The organism is Mesorhizobium sp. ESP-6-2, assembly GCF_020164675.1.
GTDB lineage: Bacteria > Pseudomonadota > Alphaproteobacteria > Rhizobiales > Rhizobiaceae > Mesorhizobium.
On record NZ_JAIUGT010000002.1, the window covers coordinates 121,653 to 136,211 of the forward strand.

At 65.4% G+C, this 14,559-nt stretch carries 15 protein-coding genes; 9 read left to right on the plus strand and 6 right to left on the minus strand.

What is annotated here, in order from left to right; all coding sequences use genetic code 11:
* Positions 1-57 precede the first annotated feature (57 nt).
* A complete protein-coding gene (locus LB532_RS05620; protein ID WP_140642848.1) occupies positions 58-2,154 on the plus strand; it encodes an EAL domain-containing protein in 2,097 nt (698 codons plus the stop codon).
* A 121-nt stretch (positions 2,155-2,275) separates the two neighbouring features.
* On the opposite strand, the gene LB532_RS05625 is transcribed toward LB532_RS05620, so the two are convergent.
* Positions 2,276-2,473, minus strand: a complete 198-nt coding sequence (locus LB532_RS05625) for a hypothetical protein (protein WP_181165267.1) — start codon at positions 2,471-2,473, stop codon at positions 2,276-2,278.
* Between the two features lie 205 nt (positions 2,474-2,678).
* On the opposite strand from LB532_RS05625, the gene LB532_RS05630 reads away from it, so the two are divergent.
* Together LB532_RS05630 and LB532_RS05635 are read left to right on the plus strand one after the other, a co-directional pair.
* The gene (locus tag LB532_RS05630) at positions 2,679-3,398 is read left to right on the plus strand and encodes a 3-keto-5-aminohexanoate cleavage protein (RefSeq protein ID WP_140642849.1); all 720 of its coding nucleotides are present in this window, start codon (positions 2,679-2,681) and stop codon (positions 3,396-3,398) included.
* Positions 3,399-3,541: 143 nt separating this feature from the next.
* The gene (locus LB532_RS05635; RefSeq protein ID WP_140642851.1) at positions 3,542-4,096 is read left to right on the plus strand and encodes a cytochrome b; all 555 of its coding nucleotides are present in this window, start codon (positions 3,542-3,544) and stop codon (positions 4,094-4,096) included.
* Here LB532_RS05635 and LB532_RS05640 read toward each other — a convergent pair.
* The 3 genes from LB532_RS05640 to LB532_RS05650 form a co-directional block, all read right to left on the minus strand.
* Positions 4,059-5,180 carry a serine hydrolase domain-containing protein gene (locus LB532_RS05640; protein ID WP_140642852.1) on the minus strand — a complete coding sequence of 374 codons (1,122 nt, stop codon included), beginning with the start codon at positions 5,178-5,180 and terminating at the stop codon, positions 4,059-4,061. The genes LB532_RS05635 and LB532_RS05640 overlap by 38 nt on opposite strands.
* 240 nt (positions 5,181-5,420) lie before the next feature.
* The gene (locus LB532_RS05645) at positions 5,421-7,025 is read right to left on the minus strand and encodes an ABC transporter substrate-binding protein (RefSeq protein WP_140642854.1); all 1,605 of its coding nucleotides are present in this window, start codon (positions 7,023-7,025) and stop codon (positions 5,421-5,423) included.
* Positions 7,026-7,075: 50 nt separating this feature from the next.
* Entirely contained in the window at positions 7,076-8,209 is a 1,134-nt protein-coding gene (locus LB532_RS05650) for an NAD(P)/FAD-dependent oxidoreductase (RefSeq protein ID WP_140642856.1), read from the minus strand.
* A 132-nt stretch (positions 8,210-8,341) separates the two neighbouring features.
* Here LB532_RS05650 and LB532_RS05655 point away from each other — a divergent pair, with 132 nt between their 5' ends.
* Entirely contained in the window at positions 8,342-8,959 is a 618-nt protein-coding gene (locus LB532_RS05655) for a helix-turn-helix domain-containing protein (protein WP_140642857.1), read from the plus strand.
* A 55-nt stretch (positions 8,960-9,014) separates the two neighbouring features.
* Here the strand turns inward: LB532_RS05655 and LB532_RS05660 are convergent, their stop codons facing one another.
* Entirely contained in the window at positions 9,015-10,010 is a 996-nt protein-coding gene (locus LB532_RS05660) for an ornithine cyclodeaminase family protein (protein WP_140642859.1), read from the minus strand.
* Between the two features lie 132 nt (positions 10,011-10,142).
* Between LB532_RS05660 and LB532_RS05665 the strand changes: the two genes are divergently transcribed.
* From LB532_RS05665 to LB532_RS05675, 3 genes are all read left to right on the plus strand, one after another.
* The gene (locus tag LB532_RS05665) at positions 10,143-10,610 is read left to right on the plus strand and encodes an Lrp/AsnC ligand binding domain-containing protein (protein WP_140516010.1); all 468 of its coding nucleotides are present in this window, start codon (positions 10,143-10,145) and stop codon (positions 10,608-10,610) included.
* Between the two features lie 120 nt (positions 10,611-10,730).
* Positions 10,731-11,435 carry an SDR family oxidoreductase gene (locus tag LB532_RS05670; protein ID WP_140642861.1) on the plus strand — a complete coding sequence of 235 codons (705 nt, stop codon included), beginning with the start codon at positions 10,731-10,733 and terminating at the stop codon, positions 11,433-11,435.
* A gap of 95 nt (positions 11,436-11,530) precedes the next feature.
* Entirely contained in the window at positions 11,531-12,589 is a 1,059-nt protein-coding gene (locus tag LB532_RS05675; RefSeq protein WP_140642863.1) for a Gfo/Idh/MocA family protein, read from the plus strand.
* 17 nt (positions 12,590-12,606) lie between these two features.
* Here LB532_RS05675 and LB532_RS05680 read toward each other — a convergent pair whose 3' ends face one another.
* A complete protein-coding gene (locus LB532_RS05680; RefSeq protein WP_140642865.1) occupies positions 12,607-13,254 on the minus strand; it encodes a DUF922 domain-containing Zn-dependent protease in 648 nt (215 codons plus the stop codon).
* 249 nt (positions 13,255-13,503) lie between these two features.
* Here LB532_RS05680 and LB532_RS05685 point away from each other — a divergent pair, with 249 nt between their 5' ends.
* Positions 13,504-13,791, plus strand: a complete 288-nt coding sequence (locus LB532_RS05685) for a GIY-YIG nuclease family protein (protein WP_140642867.1) — start codon at positions 13,504-13,506, stop codon at positions 13,789-13,791.
* A 218-nt stretch (positions 13,792-14,009) separates the two neighbouring features.
* Complete coding sequence (locus LB532_RS05690; protein ID WP_140642868.1) at positions 14,010-14,462, plus strand: GNAT family N-acetyltransferase; 453 nt, start codon at positions 14,010-14,012, stop codon at positions 14,460-14,462.
* The last annotated feature ends 97 nt before the right edge of the window (positions 14,463-14,559 follow it).

Here is a 14,559-nt window from a genome sequence, read left to right on the forward strand (position 1 = left end):
GCTTTCTTCTCTGGTTTTGCCGCAGATTGCCCCGGGCGGGGTTGGACGAAACGGAAGATGGCGGGTCAGGACAAGAAAGGCCGTGATGGAACGTTCTGGGAGAAGGCCCTGGAGCGCGCCCAACTTGGCGTCTGGGATTGGGACCTTCGGACAGGCGAGTGTTTCTATTCCGCCACCTGGGCGCGGATGCTGGGCTATGACGAGGACGAGCTCGCCAACAGCAGCGACCTCTGGCTGCGGCTTACCCATCCCGACGATCGCGAGCAGGCGCTGGCCAGCGGCGACCGTCACATCGCCGGCCTGACCGACACCATCGAGACCGAGCTCAGGCTCCGGCACAAGCAAGGCCATTGGGTCTGGGTGCTCGACCGCGGCGGCATCGTCGAACGCGACGGCGACGGCCAACCGATCCGGCTGATGGGCGTGCAGACCGATATTTCGAAACAGAAGGCGGCAGAGGCCGCGCTGGAACAAGTCAACATCCGCTTCCGCCTGGCGCTCGCGGCCAGCGGCACCGGCATCTGGCACTACGACATCGCCAGCAACAAAAGCTATTGGGATTTCCGCACCAGGGAAATTTTCGGCCTTGTGGCCGTTACCGACGAGGTGACCGCCGACCTATGGCACAGTTACCTGCATCCCGACGACAAGCAGGCGGCCGAAAGCGCCCACAGGGCGCCGCTGGAAACCGACGGCGTCATTGCCGCGCAATATCGCATCATCAGGCGCGACGGCGATATCCGTCATGTCGAATCGCTGGTGCGTTTCGTCGCTGCCGCCGGTGCCGCCGGCCAGATCCTCGGCACGGTGCGCGACATCACCGAGGACAAGCTGCGCGAACAGGAACTGGCCTATGCCGCCCGCCACGACGCGCTGACCGGCCTGTGGAACCGCGCCGCCTTCGACAGGCTGCTTGGCGAGCATATTGCGGTGGGGGCGCCGCTGGCGGTGTTCTATGTCGATCTCGATTACTTCAAGGCGCTCAATGACTTCGCCGGGCATGCCGCCGGCGATCTGGCGCTGAAGAGCGTCGCCGGGGGCATACGCGGCTGCCTGCCGTCGTCGGCGCATGCGGCGCGCCTGGGCGGTGACGAGTTCGCGCTGCTGGTGCCGCATTGCGACGCGGTGCAGGCCGAGCGGATCGCCGGCGCCGTACTTGGAGCGGTGCGCGAGGCCGACCTCGGCCCGGCCGCGTCATCGCGCCGACTGGCGGCCTCGATCGGCATCGCCTTCATCGATGACGCCACGACCTCCGTGGCCGATGCGCTGGCTTGCGCCGACGACGCCTGCTACGCGGCCAAGGCGGCGGGGCGCAACCGCTTCGCGGTGTTTTCGGCCGCGGCGCGATCGGGGGCCGCCGGCCTCAATGCGGCGCGCATCGCAGCCGACACCGTCGATGCCATGGACGACGGGCGGCTGAAACTGTTCGGCCAGGAAATCCATCTCCTGGGAAAGCCATGGCAAGAGTGCCGGCACGTCGAAGTGCTGGCAAGGCTCGCCGCGCGCAACGGGCGGCTGGTGCCGCCGGGCGAATTCATCCCGGTGGCCGAGCGTTTCGGCATCGCCTCGAAACTCGACCGCTGGATCATCCGCACGGCGCTGGTGCGGCACGGGCCGGCGCTGCGTGCCGGGGCGCTGACGCTCGGCTTCAACCTGTCGGCTCAGACATTGAGCGATCCGGGGCTGTGGAATTTCGTCGACAACACCATCGAGGAAACCGGAGCGCCGCATTCCGGCATCGGATTCGAGATCACCGAAACCGCGGCCGTCACCAATTTCGACGCCGCCGAGGACTTCGTGCGCAAGGCGCGCGAGCGGCGGTGTCGGGTCAGCCTCGACGATTTCGGCGCCGGCATGAGCTCGTTCGAGTATCTCAGGCGCTTTCCCGTCGATGCGATCAAGATCGACGGCTCATTCATCGAACATATCACCGATAGCCGCTTCGACCGCGAGATCGTGCTGGCGATGACCGGCATTGCCAGGAGCCTCGACTTCGCCGTCGTGGGCGAGAAGATCGAACGGCACGATACGCTGGCCATGCTCCAGGACATGGGCGTTGCCTACGGCCAAGGCTTCTTTCTGCATCGTCCCGAGCCGCTGGAGGCGATCGTTTCGCGCGCGACGGCCGGAACGCCCGACAGGCGGCGCGCCTGAAGCAGCACGCTGCCCGCCAGAATCGCCGAGCCACGCCAACACTCCATTAGGCAATCCCGAAGAGCTGTTGAGCACGGCCCCTGGAACGGCTCCGGGCGGTCGGCCGGGCGCGGCGGAACGATCACTGGCGGTCGGCGAACCGTGCCGATCGCGGAAACTCCAACACCTCTGCCTCCGATCGCCTGTGCTGGGCCTCCGCGACCGCTTCGATCAGCAGGTCGAGGGCTTCGCATGCCGAGCGGCTTGTCTCGTCATCGCCGCGCAAATAGTGGTAGGCGCGCTCGAGATGCACCCGGGCGGCTGAAAAATCGCTGGTCAATGATCCCTCCATTACCTCGCCCTAATATATCTTGGCCGGTCTGGCGGAACGCAGGGTAAATATCCACAGGCGGATTTTATTCAAATGCCGGGGGATTCCGGCAAGAAGGGCGAGGCCGGCGCTGTCAGGAGAGACAACGCCCAACTCTTTGCCATGCCTTGCCACGCAGCTAGAATGCTACCTCCCTTGTCCGAGGATGGCAGCCATGATCGTCCAGGCCTGCATCAATGGCGCACGACCGCGCGATTTTCATCCGAAATTGCCGCTGACGGCACAGGCGATGGCGAGCGATGCGGCCGCTTGCGTCGCCGCGGGCGCGGCCGAGCTGCACATCCATCCGCGCAGCGCGGACGGGCGCGAGAGCCTGGCCGCCGTGGACGCGACCGTGCTGGCGGTGCGTCGGGCCTGTCCCGGCACGCTGATCGGCGTGTCGACAGGCGCCTGGATCGAGAATGACGTCGAGCGCACCCGCGCGGCGATCGCCGGCTGGCGCGAACTGCCCGATTATGCCTCGGTCAATCTTTCGGAGGCCGATGCGCCTGCCGTGATGGAGCTTTTGCGCCAGCGCGGCGTCCGCATCGAGGCCGGCCTCGCCACAACGGAAGATGCCGAGCGGTTCGTCAGTCATGCCGATCACGGCCGGGTGCTGCGCATCCTGATCGAGATCGACATACAGGAATTGCCCGCCGCGCTCGCCGAGGCGCACGGCATCGTCGCCGCGCTGGACCGCGCCGGGGTGCGGCGGCCGATGCTGCTGCACGGCGCCGACGCCACGGTCTGGCCGTTCGTGGAGCTGGCGCGTCGAAGGCGCTGGTCGACGCGGGTCGGACTGGAAGACGGCAGGACGCTTCCCGATGGAAAGGTGGCGCAGGACAATGCGGAGATCGTTTCGGCGGCGGCGGCGGTGTTTTGGTCGAAAACCTGAAGGGTCTCAAGCGCCTTGGCTGTGCAGCCGACAAGCCGACCCGACCTGCTCCGCCATAAATCGTTCTCACTCGAGGCGCAGCTAAATAAAGGCAAATTCGGCCGGGCGCGGGGAGCCTTGTGCAACTGCCGCGGAGTTCCTGCATGTCACTGTCCGGTACCACAACTCGCTACGGAAGCCTTGCCCAGGCATTCCACTGGTTGACGGCACTGCTCGTGCTCATCGCCTTCCTGGTCTCGGCAGGCGGCCCTCCTACGCGCGTTTATTCAGCGCCCAGGGCTTCGATGCTGCTGCTTCATGAATCGCTCGGCTTCGCGGTTTTCTGGCTGCTGGTGATCCGCCTGGCCTGGCGGCTGTTCGATCGCATTCCCGACGCTCCGTCCATGCCCGCCTGGATGTATGTCGGGTCGAAGGCGGTACATTGGGCGCTCTACGCGTTGATGTTCGCTGTGCCGGTGACCGCCATGCTCGGAGCATGGTTTGGCGGCCATCCGGTCATGGTGTACGGCTTCGGTCCGATCGGTCCGCTTTTCGCCCCATGGGACGTCGGCGCTTCGCTGGCGGAAATCCACGGCACGCTTGGGGACATCCTCATGTGGCTGGCCGGCCTGCACGCCGCGGCGGCCGTCTTCCACCACGTTCTTCTGCGAGATCGCGTGCTCAGCCAGATGCTGCCCGGCTTGGCTGCTCCAGAATGATCCGGATCGCCTGATCCACCACGGGATGCAGGCCGCTGGCCTGGAAGGACAGGCGGTTGCCGGAGCCGACATTGCTGGTCATGGCGATGGTAAGACCGGTCGCCGGATCATGCAGCATGACCGCGACATAGCCCGGAATGCTGCCCTGATGGCCGTAGAAGGCGCGGTCGGCATAGGCGCTCTGGAACATGCCGGCGCCCGTCTCGCGCATGCGGGTGCCCGGGAAGCTCGCCGGCACGCGGCGTTCGAACATCTCGGCGAAGAAAGGCGGCGACAAGAGCTTGCCGGAGAACAGACCGCGCATGAAGCTCACCATGTCGGACGGCGTCGACACCATGTCGCCGCAGCCATAGGCGGCGCCGAACGGGAAGGAATCGGAAGAATCCTGCAATTCGCCAGAGTAGGGCAGCACGCCGTCCATGCGCCACATCTCGCCGCCGGAAGCGATGTCTGTCGGCGCGCCCGGCGCGGGCGGCGGCCGGTGGTAATAGCCACGCACCATCGACTTTTCCGGAAATGCTTCGGTGGCCGGCGACCAGGTGTTTTCCAGGGCGAGCGGCTGCAGGACCGCGCTTCTGACATAGGCGCCGAGCGACTGGCCGGTGACGGCCTCGATCACCATGCCGGCCAGCACGTAGCCGGTGTTGTTGTAGACAGCGGGTCCGCCCGATGCCTTCTGCTTGTCGGAGGCGAAGGCGATGTCGACCAGCTGCTGCGGCGTCCATTGCCGGCCCGGATCCATCGGAATGTAATATTCGAATTCCGGCAGGCCGCTGCGATGGTTGATCAGCTGTCGCACCGAAATATTCCCCGCACCCGGCAGATCCGGGAACCAGGAGGAGATCGGCGCGCCGAGCTCGAGCTTGCCGGTCTCGGCGAGCTTGACCAGGGCGGCGGCGACGAAGGTCTTGGTGCAGCTGCCGATCTTGAACAGCTGGTCTGATCTAACTGATGTGCCATGCGCACGATCGGCGAGGCCCGCGGTGAGGGCGATCGGCGAGGCGCCTGTCGAATAGGCCAGCGAGGCACCCACCGCGCCGTCGGCGAGGTAGCTGTTGAGGAGGGAGGTCAGGTCTTTCGGCATCGATGGTCTCGCTTTTTTTGGGGCAAAGGATCTTCGCAAAATCGCCTGGCGTTGTGGCTTAGGAGAGGCCCCTTATCCGGCCCTTCGGGCCCTCTTCTCCCCGTGGGGGGAAGAGGGGGCCATGCTTTGTCAGCTTCTTCCGACTCCGCTGTTGAAAGAGGGGCCGACGCTGAAAATCTCTTCTCCCCACCGGGGAGAAGGTGGCCGCGTAGCGGCCGGATGAGGGGGCGGCGCCTGCCCTCACTCAGCCACATCGACCGCGGCGAAATTCTGCCGGCCAAAGGGGTCGAGCACGTAGTTGAGCACGCTCTTGCGGATCGGGATCGCCACCATCGAATGGGCGATCGGCGCCACCGGCACCTCGGCCTTCAGGATCGCCTGCGCCTTCCCATAGATCGCGGCGCGCTCTTTCGGGTCGGCGGCGACGCGGCCTTCATCCAGCAGCTTCTCGAAGTCCTTGTCGCACCAGCGCGAGCGGTTGGAGCCGCCCTTCACGCCGTCGCAGGACAAGAGATAGCTCAGCATGTTGTCGGGATCGCCATTGTCGCTGCTGCCGCCGAGCAGGAAAGCGTCCTGCTCGCCCGCGGCGGTGCGCTTGAGATATTCGCCCCATTCGAAGCTGACGATCTCGGACTGCACGCCGACCTTCGCCCAGTCGGCCTGGATCATCTCGGCCATGCGCTTGGCGTTGGGGTTGTAGGGGCGCGACACCGGCATCGCCCAGAGGCTGATCTTGAGGCCGCTTTCGTGGCCTGCTTCCTTCAGCAGTTTCCTCGCGCCGTCGGGATCATAGTCGATGCCGGCATCGGTGACGGCGCCGAGCTGCGCCGGCGGCACGACGCTGCCGGCAACGGTGCCGGCGCCGGCATAGACGGCATCGACAATCGCCTTGCGGTCGACGGCCTTGGCGAGCGCGGTGCGCACGCGGGCATCGCCGAGCGGCTGATGCTCGACGTTGAAGCCGAGGATTCCGATGTTCTGGCCCTTGAGGTCGAGGACCGTAATGTCTGGATCGGCGCGCAGTTCGGCGACGGCACTGGGCGGGGGCGGGGCCGCCACCTGGCATTCATTGGCCTTGAGGCGCTCGACGCGTGTGGTCGGCTCGGGCGTGACGGCGAAGACCAGCGTGTCGGTCTTCGGCGCGCCGCGCCAGTAGTCCTTGTTGGCGGCGTAGCGGACCTGGCTGTCGGGCACATAGGCCTCGAGCACGAACGGGCCGGTGCCGACCGGCTGGCTGTCGATCAGCTCCGGCGTGCCGGCGGCCACCATCTTTTCGGTCTGCTCCAGCGACAAGATCGAGAGGTAGTCGAGCCCCAGCCCGGCCAGGAAGGTGACGTTGGCCGCCGTCAGCGTGAAGCGCACGGTGTGGTCGTCGACCTTGTCAATCTTGTCGATCAAGGTGCCCATGCCCAGCGCGTTGAAGTACTCGTAAGCGCCGCCGCCGAGCTTGTGATAGGGATTGTTGGCGTCGCGCTGGCGATTGAACGTGTAAAGGACGTCGTCCGCGTTGAACTCGCGCGTCGGCGTGAAATGCTCGCTCGACTGGAATTTCACGCCTTGGCGCAGGTGGAATGTATAGGTCTTGCCGTCCGGCGAAACATCCCAGCTCTCGGCCAGCGCCGGTCCGACTTCGGTCGTGCCCGGCTTGAACTCGACCAGCCGGTTGAAGATCGTCTTGGCGGCGGCATCCATGGTGGAGTCGGCGATGCCGATCGCCGGGTTGAAGGTCTCGGGATTGGCCTCCGAGCAATAGACGAGCGTCTTGGCATGAGCCTGCCCGCCGAGAAGGACGGACGAGGCCAGAAGGGTCGAGCCAAGCACTGTGCGCAGAACGGTGGATTTCATCGCAAACGCTCCTGATGACACTTTTTCTGGTTGAGGGAAGGGCATGAACTTCATGGCGTCGCCGCCGGGGCCAGGAAGCGGTCGGGCGCCAACGCCGCGGCGGTGACGCCAAGTGCTGCGACATCGTCGGGCAAGGGTTGGCCGCGCATCAGCGCCGAGCCAAGCCGCGCCAATGTCAGCGACACCTGGAAACCGTAGCCGCCCTGGCCGCCGAGCCAGAAGAAGCCGGGCAGGCGCGGGTCGAAGCCGGCGACCGGCGTCCGGTCGGGCGCGAAGGTGCGCAGGCCGGCCCAGGGCGTCGACGGGCGGCCGATGCGCATGGACGTTGCCTGCTCGATGCGGTCGACGGCTATGGCGACGTCGATGTCTTCCGGCCAGGCGTCGCAAGGCTCGGAATCGGTTTCGTCGGCCAGCGAGCCGATCAGCCTGCCGGCGTCTGGCTTGAAGTAGAATTGTTCGTGCAGATCGACCACCAGCGGCCAGCCGGCAATGTCGACGCCCGCGGGCGGATCGAACAGGAAGGCGGTGCGCCGCTTGGGCTGGAAGCCGAGGCCGGTGAGCCCCGCCAGGCCGGCCACGACGTCGACCCAGGCGCCGGCGGCGTTGACGACGATGTCGGCGGGATAGGCGCCGGCACTGGTGGCGACGCGCAGGCCGTTGCCGGTGTGCACGATCTCGCGCACCTCTTCGCCCGTGCGCATGATGCCGCCCTTGGCCTTCAGTGCCGAAGCGCAGGCCGCAAGCATCTTGCCGGTATCGACGTCCACCGCACCCGGTTCATAGACGCCGCCGCATGTGGTTTGCGGATCGATGACGGGAACCAGCGCCTGCAGCTCAGCGGCGGAAAGGCGGCGTACGCTCGGCACCATGGCCTGCAATTCGTCTCCCAGCCGGTCGACGGCCGCGCCGTCATCGGCGCGGCCGAGATGCAGCGCGCCACGTTGATGCGCGACGAAGCCGCCGTCGAAGAGCGCCCGGCGGCTCGCCAGCGTCAGCGCTCGCACCACGCGGTTGCCATAAGTCTCGGTGAACAGGGCAGCCGAGCGGCCGCTGGCATGATAGCCGGGCTGGCTCTCGCGCTCGATCAGGGTGACATCAGCCCAGTCCGCCACCTCGGCGGCAAGCGAGAGGCCGGCAATGCCGCCGCCGATGACGACGATTTTCGGGAGGGAATTCGACTGCATCGATCAGTCGTAAAAATAATTTCTTATCCAGTCAATATTTAGCGTATAAGAAAATTGTTGGCATTGTTGATGGCGGCGGGGAGTTCAATTACCTAGGGATGGAGCGGCGCGATCCCGCGGCATGGAGCTGATATGTCGGAGCAACCGAACCTGGGTGATTGCCTGCGCGGCTTGAGGAAGACGCATGGCTGGACCCTCCAGGAGGTGAGCAGGCTCACCGGTGTCGCAGTGTCGACGCTGTCCAAGGTCGAGAACGACCAGATGTCGCTAAGTTACGACAAGCTGCTGCAGATCTGCGAAGGGCTCGGCATCCATGTAACGGAACTGCTCAGCGGCGACCGCAAGCAGGCGGCGTCGCGCACGCGCCGCTCCGTGACGTCACCGTCCAACACACTGCGCCAGCTGACCCGCAATTACGACTACCGTTATCTGGCCACCGACCTGGTGCGCAAGCGCATGGTGCCGATCCACGCCTATGCGCGCGCCCGCACGCCGCAGGAGTTCGGCCCGCTGACGAAACATGCCGGCGAGGAATTTTTGATCGTGCTCAAGGGCGAGATCGAGCTGCACACCGACCAGTACGCGCCGGTGCGGCTGAAACAGGGCGACAGCGTCTACATCGATTCCACCATGGGCCACGCCTACCTCTCGGTGGGCGAGGGCGACGCCGAGATGCTGTGCGTCTGCTCCGGCGACGAACCCGACATGGAAGGCACGCTGCTGAGCGTGCTGGAGACGGTGGAAGGATAGCGGCGACAGGCTCCGGCGAAGCTGCACGACCTTCTCCCTCCTTCGCCGCAGACCGCTATAGCGAAACGGTTTGCCCCAATCCCTGCCGCACCGCCTCGCGATAGGCGAGGTCGGCTGCCACCATGTCCTCCATGGCCACACCCATGGCCTTGTAGATGGTGATCTGTTCGGCGCTGACCCGCCCTGGCCTGAGCCCCAGCAGCATCTCGCCGAGTTCGGTTCCGGTTTGCGGATCGAGGCCGTCAAGTTCGCAAGAGCCGACCGGAGTAGGGGCGAAGGCATCGGCCGTCTCGACGAACAGACTGCCCCTGCCGATGAGCGAAACAGGCAGTTCGCCGCCGGGCGGGGCGACGCCGACCGACGAGACATGGGTGCCCGGCCGCACCCAGTCGGCCGCGATCACCGGCTCGTAGGAGTGCGTTGCCAGGCAGACGACATCCGATGAGCGTATCGCGGCCTCGAGATCGTCGACAGCGACGACGCCGACATGCCGGGCGGCAAGCGCCTGCGCATCGGCGAATTCCTTCGAGACCACGCGGATCTCGGCGAAGTCGCGCACCAGCGGCAGGAGATTGAGGTGTTGGCCGGCCTGCACACCGGCGCCGACCACGGTCGCGATCCTTGCGTCGGGGCGGGCGAGTTCGCGCACCGAAAGCACGGCTGAGCCGGAAGTGCGAACGGCGGTGATGTAGGTGCCGTCCATCACACAGACCGGCATGCCCGTCGCAGGGTCGAACAGATGGATGGTGGCGAGGTGACTTGGGATGCCGCCGGCGATATTGCCCTCGAACACGTTGACGATCTTCACCGTCAGATGCATGCCCGCCATCCAGGCGGGCATCGCCAGCGAATAGCCGGCCTGCGGAATGTCGAGCTGCGGCCGGGCCGGATTGACGACCTTGCCGCCGGACAGCGCTTTGAAGCCGCTGGCCAGCGCGTCGAGAAGCTGGCGAAGGTCGAGGCATGTCTTCACCTCGGCCTCGCTCAGGATGAGCACCGGCGTGTCGCCCTTGGCCTGGGCGCTGCGGGAGATCGATAGGACTGTCGTCATGGGATACGCTTTCGTTGGTGGCGGGAGTGCACCGCAACGGTATTGCGATCCATGGGCGTGATGAAATATGCTGTTTTGGCTATTTCGGCGTGATTATCACGTTTGCCCCCGTTCAAAAGTGTGAATCCTGAAATGGACGATCTCGACCGCATCGACCGCTCGCTGCTGCGCTTGTTGCAGGAGGATGGCCGCCGCACGACGCTCGATCTGGCCCGCCGCGTCGGCCTGTCGCCGACGGGAGCGGCGCAGCGCGTCAAGCGGCTGTTCGCCGAAGGGTTCATCCGCGCGGTGCGAGCCGTTCTCGATCCGGCCAGGATCGGGCAGGCACAGCTCGTCTTCATCGAGGTGCGGCTCGACCACACGGCGCCGCATGTCTTCGACCGCTTCGCCGAAGCCGTGTTGCGTGCGCCCGAGATCATCGAGTGCCACATGGTGGTTGGTGGTTTCGACTATCTGGTCAAGGCGCGGATCGCCGACATGGCGATGTTCCAGGATTTCCTGCAGCGGGTCATCCTGCCGCTGCCCGGCGTTCGGGAAACGCACACCTACGCCTCGATCGCCAATGTGAAGCCGGATGCTTTGTTGCCCGTCGCTCCTTGAAGCCGAGTGTGTTCGCATTTTCTGCAGGTCGGTTCAGCCTTTCTGGTTCGAAGCGGCCGACGAAACCGGCTATATGACCGCTGAACCGCAACTCCCGCCAACCCTTGAGAGGAAAACCCAATGAGTTCAGAAAAAGTGGCTGTCATCGTGGCCGGCGGCAGCGGCATGGGGGCGGCGGCGGCGAAGCGGCTGGCGGCGGACGGGTTCAAGGTCGCCATCCTGTCTTCATCCGGCAAGGGCGAGGCGCTGGCCAAGGAGCTGGGCGGCATCGGCGTCACCGGCTCCAACCAGTCGAACGAGGATCTGCGGCGCCTCGCCGACCTGACGCTGGAGCGCTATGGCCGCATCGACGTTCTGGTCAACAGCGGCGGCCACGGGCCGCGTGCGCCGATCCTGGAGATCACGGACGAACAGTGGCACACCGGCATGGACGTCTACCTGCTCAACGTCATCCGGCCGGTGCGCATCGTGGCGCCGCAGATGGTCAAGCAGAAGGGCGGCGCCATCATCAACATCTCGACCGCCTGGGTGGTGGAGCCGAGCCCGATGTTCCCGACCTCGGCGGTGTTCCGCGCCGGCCTCGCCGCCTACACCAAGATCTTCGCCAACACCTATGCAGCGGACAATGTGCGCATGAACAATGTGCTGCCCGGCTGGATCGACAGCCTGCCGGCGACGGAAGAACGCCGCGACTCGGTGCCGATGCAGCGCTACGGCACGTCGGAGGAGATCGCCGCGACCATCGCCTTCCTGGCCTCGGAAGGCGCCGGCTACATCACCGGCCAGAACATCCGCGTCGACGGCGGGATCATTCGCGCTATTTGAGGCGCGGGCCGGGAGGGGAGGCCTGTCCGACGCGCGCCGCGGAGGGGATCCGGCATCCCGCCTGGCGCGATGACATCTCGCACCAAGGAGGAAAAATGCGGCTTCTGATACTTGGCACCGGCTGGATGGCGCAGGAACATGCACGGCAATTCAGCGCCGTCGGTGGCGTCGACATTGTCGGGGCCGTCGACCTCGATCCGGCGCGCGTCGGCGAATTCGCCGACGGCTTCAACATCCCCAACCGCTTCACCGCGCTGGAGGAGGCGCTGCAATGGGGCGCTTTCGACGCCGTGGCCAATGTCACGCCGGACCGCATCCACCACCCGACCACCATGAAGCTGATTGCCGCCGGCAAGCCGGTGCTGTGCGAGAAGCCGCTGGCCGAGAATTTCGGCAAGGCGATCGAGATGGCCGAGGCCGCCGAGAAGGCCGGCATCGTCAACATGGTGAACCTCACCTACCGCAATGTCGCGGCGCTGCAGAAGGCACGCCGGATGGTGCAGGCCGGCGAGATCGGCACGGTCCGGCATGTCGAGGCGTCTTATCTGCAGAGTTGGCTGGTGTCGAAATTCTGGGGCGACTGGCGCAGCGACCCGAAATGGCTGTGGCGCCTGTCGCGCGGCCACGGCTCCAACGGCGTGCTTGGCGATGTCGGGATCCACATCCTCGATTTTGCCAGCTATGGCGCGGCCCTCGGCATCGACCATGTGTTCTGCCGGCTGCGTTCCTTCGACAAGGCGCCCGGCAACCGCATCGGCGACTATGGGCTCGACGCCAATGACAGCTTCGCCATGACGGTGGATTTCTCCAACGGCGCCTTCGGCGTGGTGCATGCCAGCCGCTGGGCGACCGGCCATCTCAACGAATTGCGCCTGCGCATCTATGGCGACAGAGGCGGTCTCGAAGTGGTGCACAATCTCGACGGCTCGTCGCTCAAGGCCTGCCTCGGCGAAAATGTCGATGACGGGATATGGGAAGAGCTCGACGCCGGCACGGTGGCCACCAACTATCAGCGTTTCGCCGACGCGGTGCGGACCGGCGTGCAGGCCGAACCATCCTTCCGCCACGCCGCCGAACTGCAGAAGGTGCTGGATCTGGCCGTGGTGTCGGACGAGAAGCGGGCGGAGCTCGCGGCGAGCGCGCAGACGCGGTGAGGGTCGCGCCTTCCCTCTCAGGGACCGGTCACGAGGTCAAAAACCAGTTTTTGCAAATTGCCGCCATTGCCGAATTCGACGCGGTCGAAATCGCGGCTTGCCTGTCGCTGCGCCTGCGACAGTCCGGAGAGACGCCTGGTCATCTCGGTCCGGATCTTGGCGCATTTGGGATCGTCGGCAACGCTGAGGCCGACGGTCGCCGCCTCGATCTTGCGCACCATGGCAATGATATCGGCGCCATGCACCTTCTCATGGGCGGTGACGCCGGCGATGAAGCTGTCCCAGCTCTTCTGCACGGCCGGCGGCAGAGAGCCTGACGGCTTCGGCAAGGCATAGGTGATGATCAGCTTCGGCCTGGCCGATGCCAGCACGCAATCGCCGTCTTTGTTCTGGTAGTCCCTGGTCCAGGTCAGCTTGAAATTGGTATAGGCGATGGTGCGCGTTTTGGCGCCGCGGATCAGCGGTCCGTTCTCGCCGATCGACCGGTAGAGCTCCTGTCCGGTCCGGCCCGAGATAGCGTAGGGCTCGATCGTCTCGACCGGCTTCCATTGGGCATGGGCGGCAAGCGGCAAGACGAGCACCGCGACCAGCGACAGGCACAGACGAACACACGCTCTCAACACCGCTCTCCGCGAAACCAGGACCGGCGCCGACGCCAATGCCATCTTGTGGCTTTCCTATATGCTGCCGACGGGTGCTGCAAATACCTTTGGAGGGCCATCGCTGGGTGCTGGCGCAGTGCCGCAAGGCCAGGATGGGGATGGGGTTGAAGAAGTTCCCTCGGTTCGTCATTCTAGGGCGGAGCAAGGAGCGAAGCGACGCGGCGCAGACCCTAGGATCCATGCCGTGACACCTGCCGAAGAATGCAGCGAATCAGGATGTTCTCCCGACGCATGGCCCGATAGCCCTGACATATGACCGGCTATGTCTACATGACCGCCAGCCAGAAGGGCGGCACCATTTACATCGGCGTCACAAACGATCTCGGTCGTCGTATGCCAGAACACAAGTCGGGCCAGGGTTCGCGCTTCACCAGCCAATATGGTGTGCGGCGACTGGTCTGGTACGAGGAGTATTTCGATATTACGGACGCCATCCAGCGCGAGAAATCGCTCAAGCGCTGGCGACGCCAGTGGAAAATCGAATTGATTGAAAAAGCCAACCCGGAATGGTTCGAGCTGTTTCGTGGAACAGGATGGTAGCCACGGCCACTTCGTCGTCCTCGGGTTTGACTCGAGGCATGTCGCGGTGCGCGGTGATCGGAATTCCGCACCGTAGCGGCGCTCCCATGTCACGGCATGGATCCTAGGGTCTCCGCGACGGAGCTTCGCTCCTGCTTCGCCCTAGGATGACGAAGAGAGGGTGAGGCTTCCAAACCAACGGCCTTGCCGGCGCCGGCGTGTCGCCGTAAGTCGTGCTCATGATCACCTTCCGCAAGGCCCTGGCCTCCGACCTGCCTGCCCTCGTCGCCATGCTGGCGGACGATCCGCTTGGCGCGGCCAGAGAGGATGCCTCGCTGCCGCTGGCGCAGGGCTATGTCGATGCCTTCGATGCCATCGACGCCGACCCCAACCAGTTGCTGGCGGTGGCGGTCGATGGCGCCGACGTGGTCGGCACCTTGCAGATCAGCTTCCTTGCCGGGCTGTCGCGCAAGGGCGCCTGGCGCGGTCAGATCGAGGCGGTGCGGGTGGCCGGGCACCGCCGTTCCGAAGGCATAGGCAGGCTGATGATCGAATGGGCTGTTGATCAATGCCGGGCGCGCGGTTGCGGCCTCGTCCAACTCACCACCGACAGGACCAGAGCGGACGCGCACCGCTTCTATGAAAGCCTCGGCTTCACCGGCACCCATCTCGGCTACAAGAAGATCTTGTAGCGCAGGCGGGGCCGTCGCTTTCCGCCAAGGCGGGCGGCTGGCGCATGCGGGAAGGCCTGCAGGCCCTATTCAATTTGCGGCGAGACCAGATATAGGT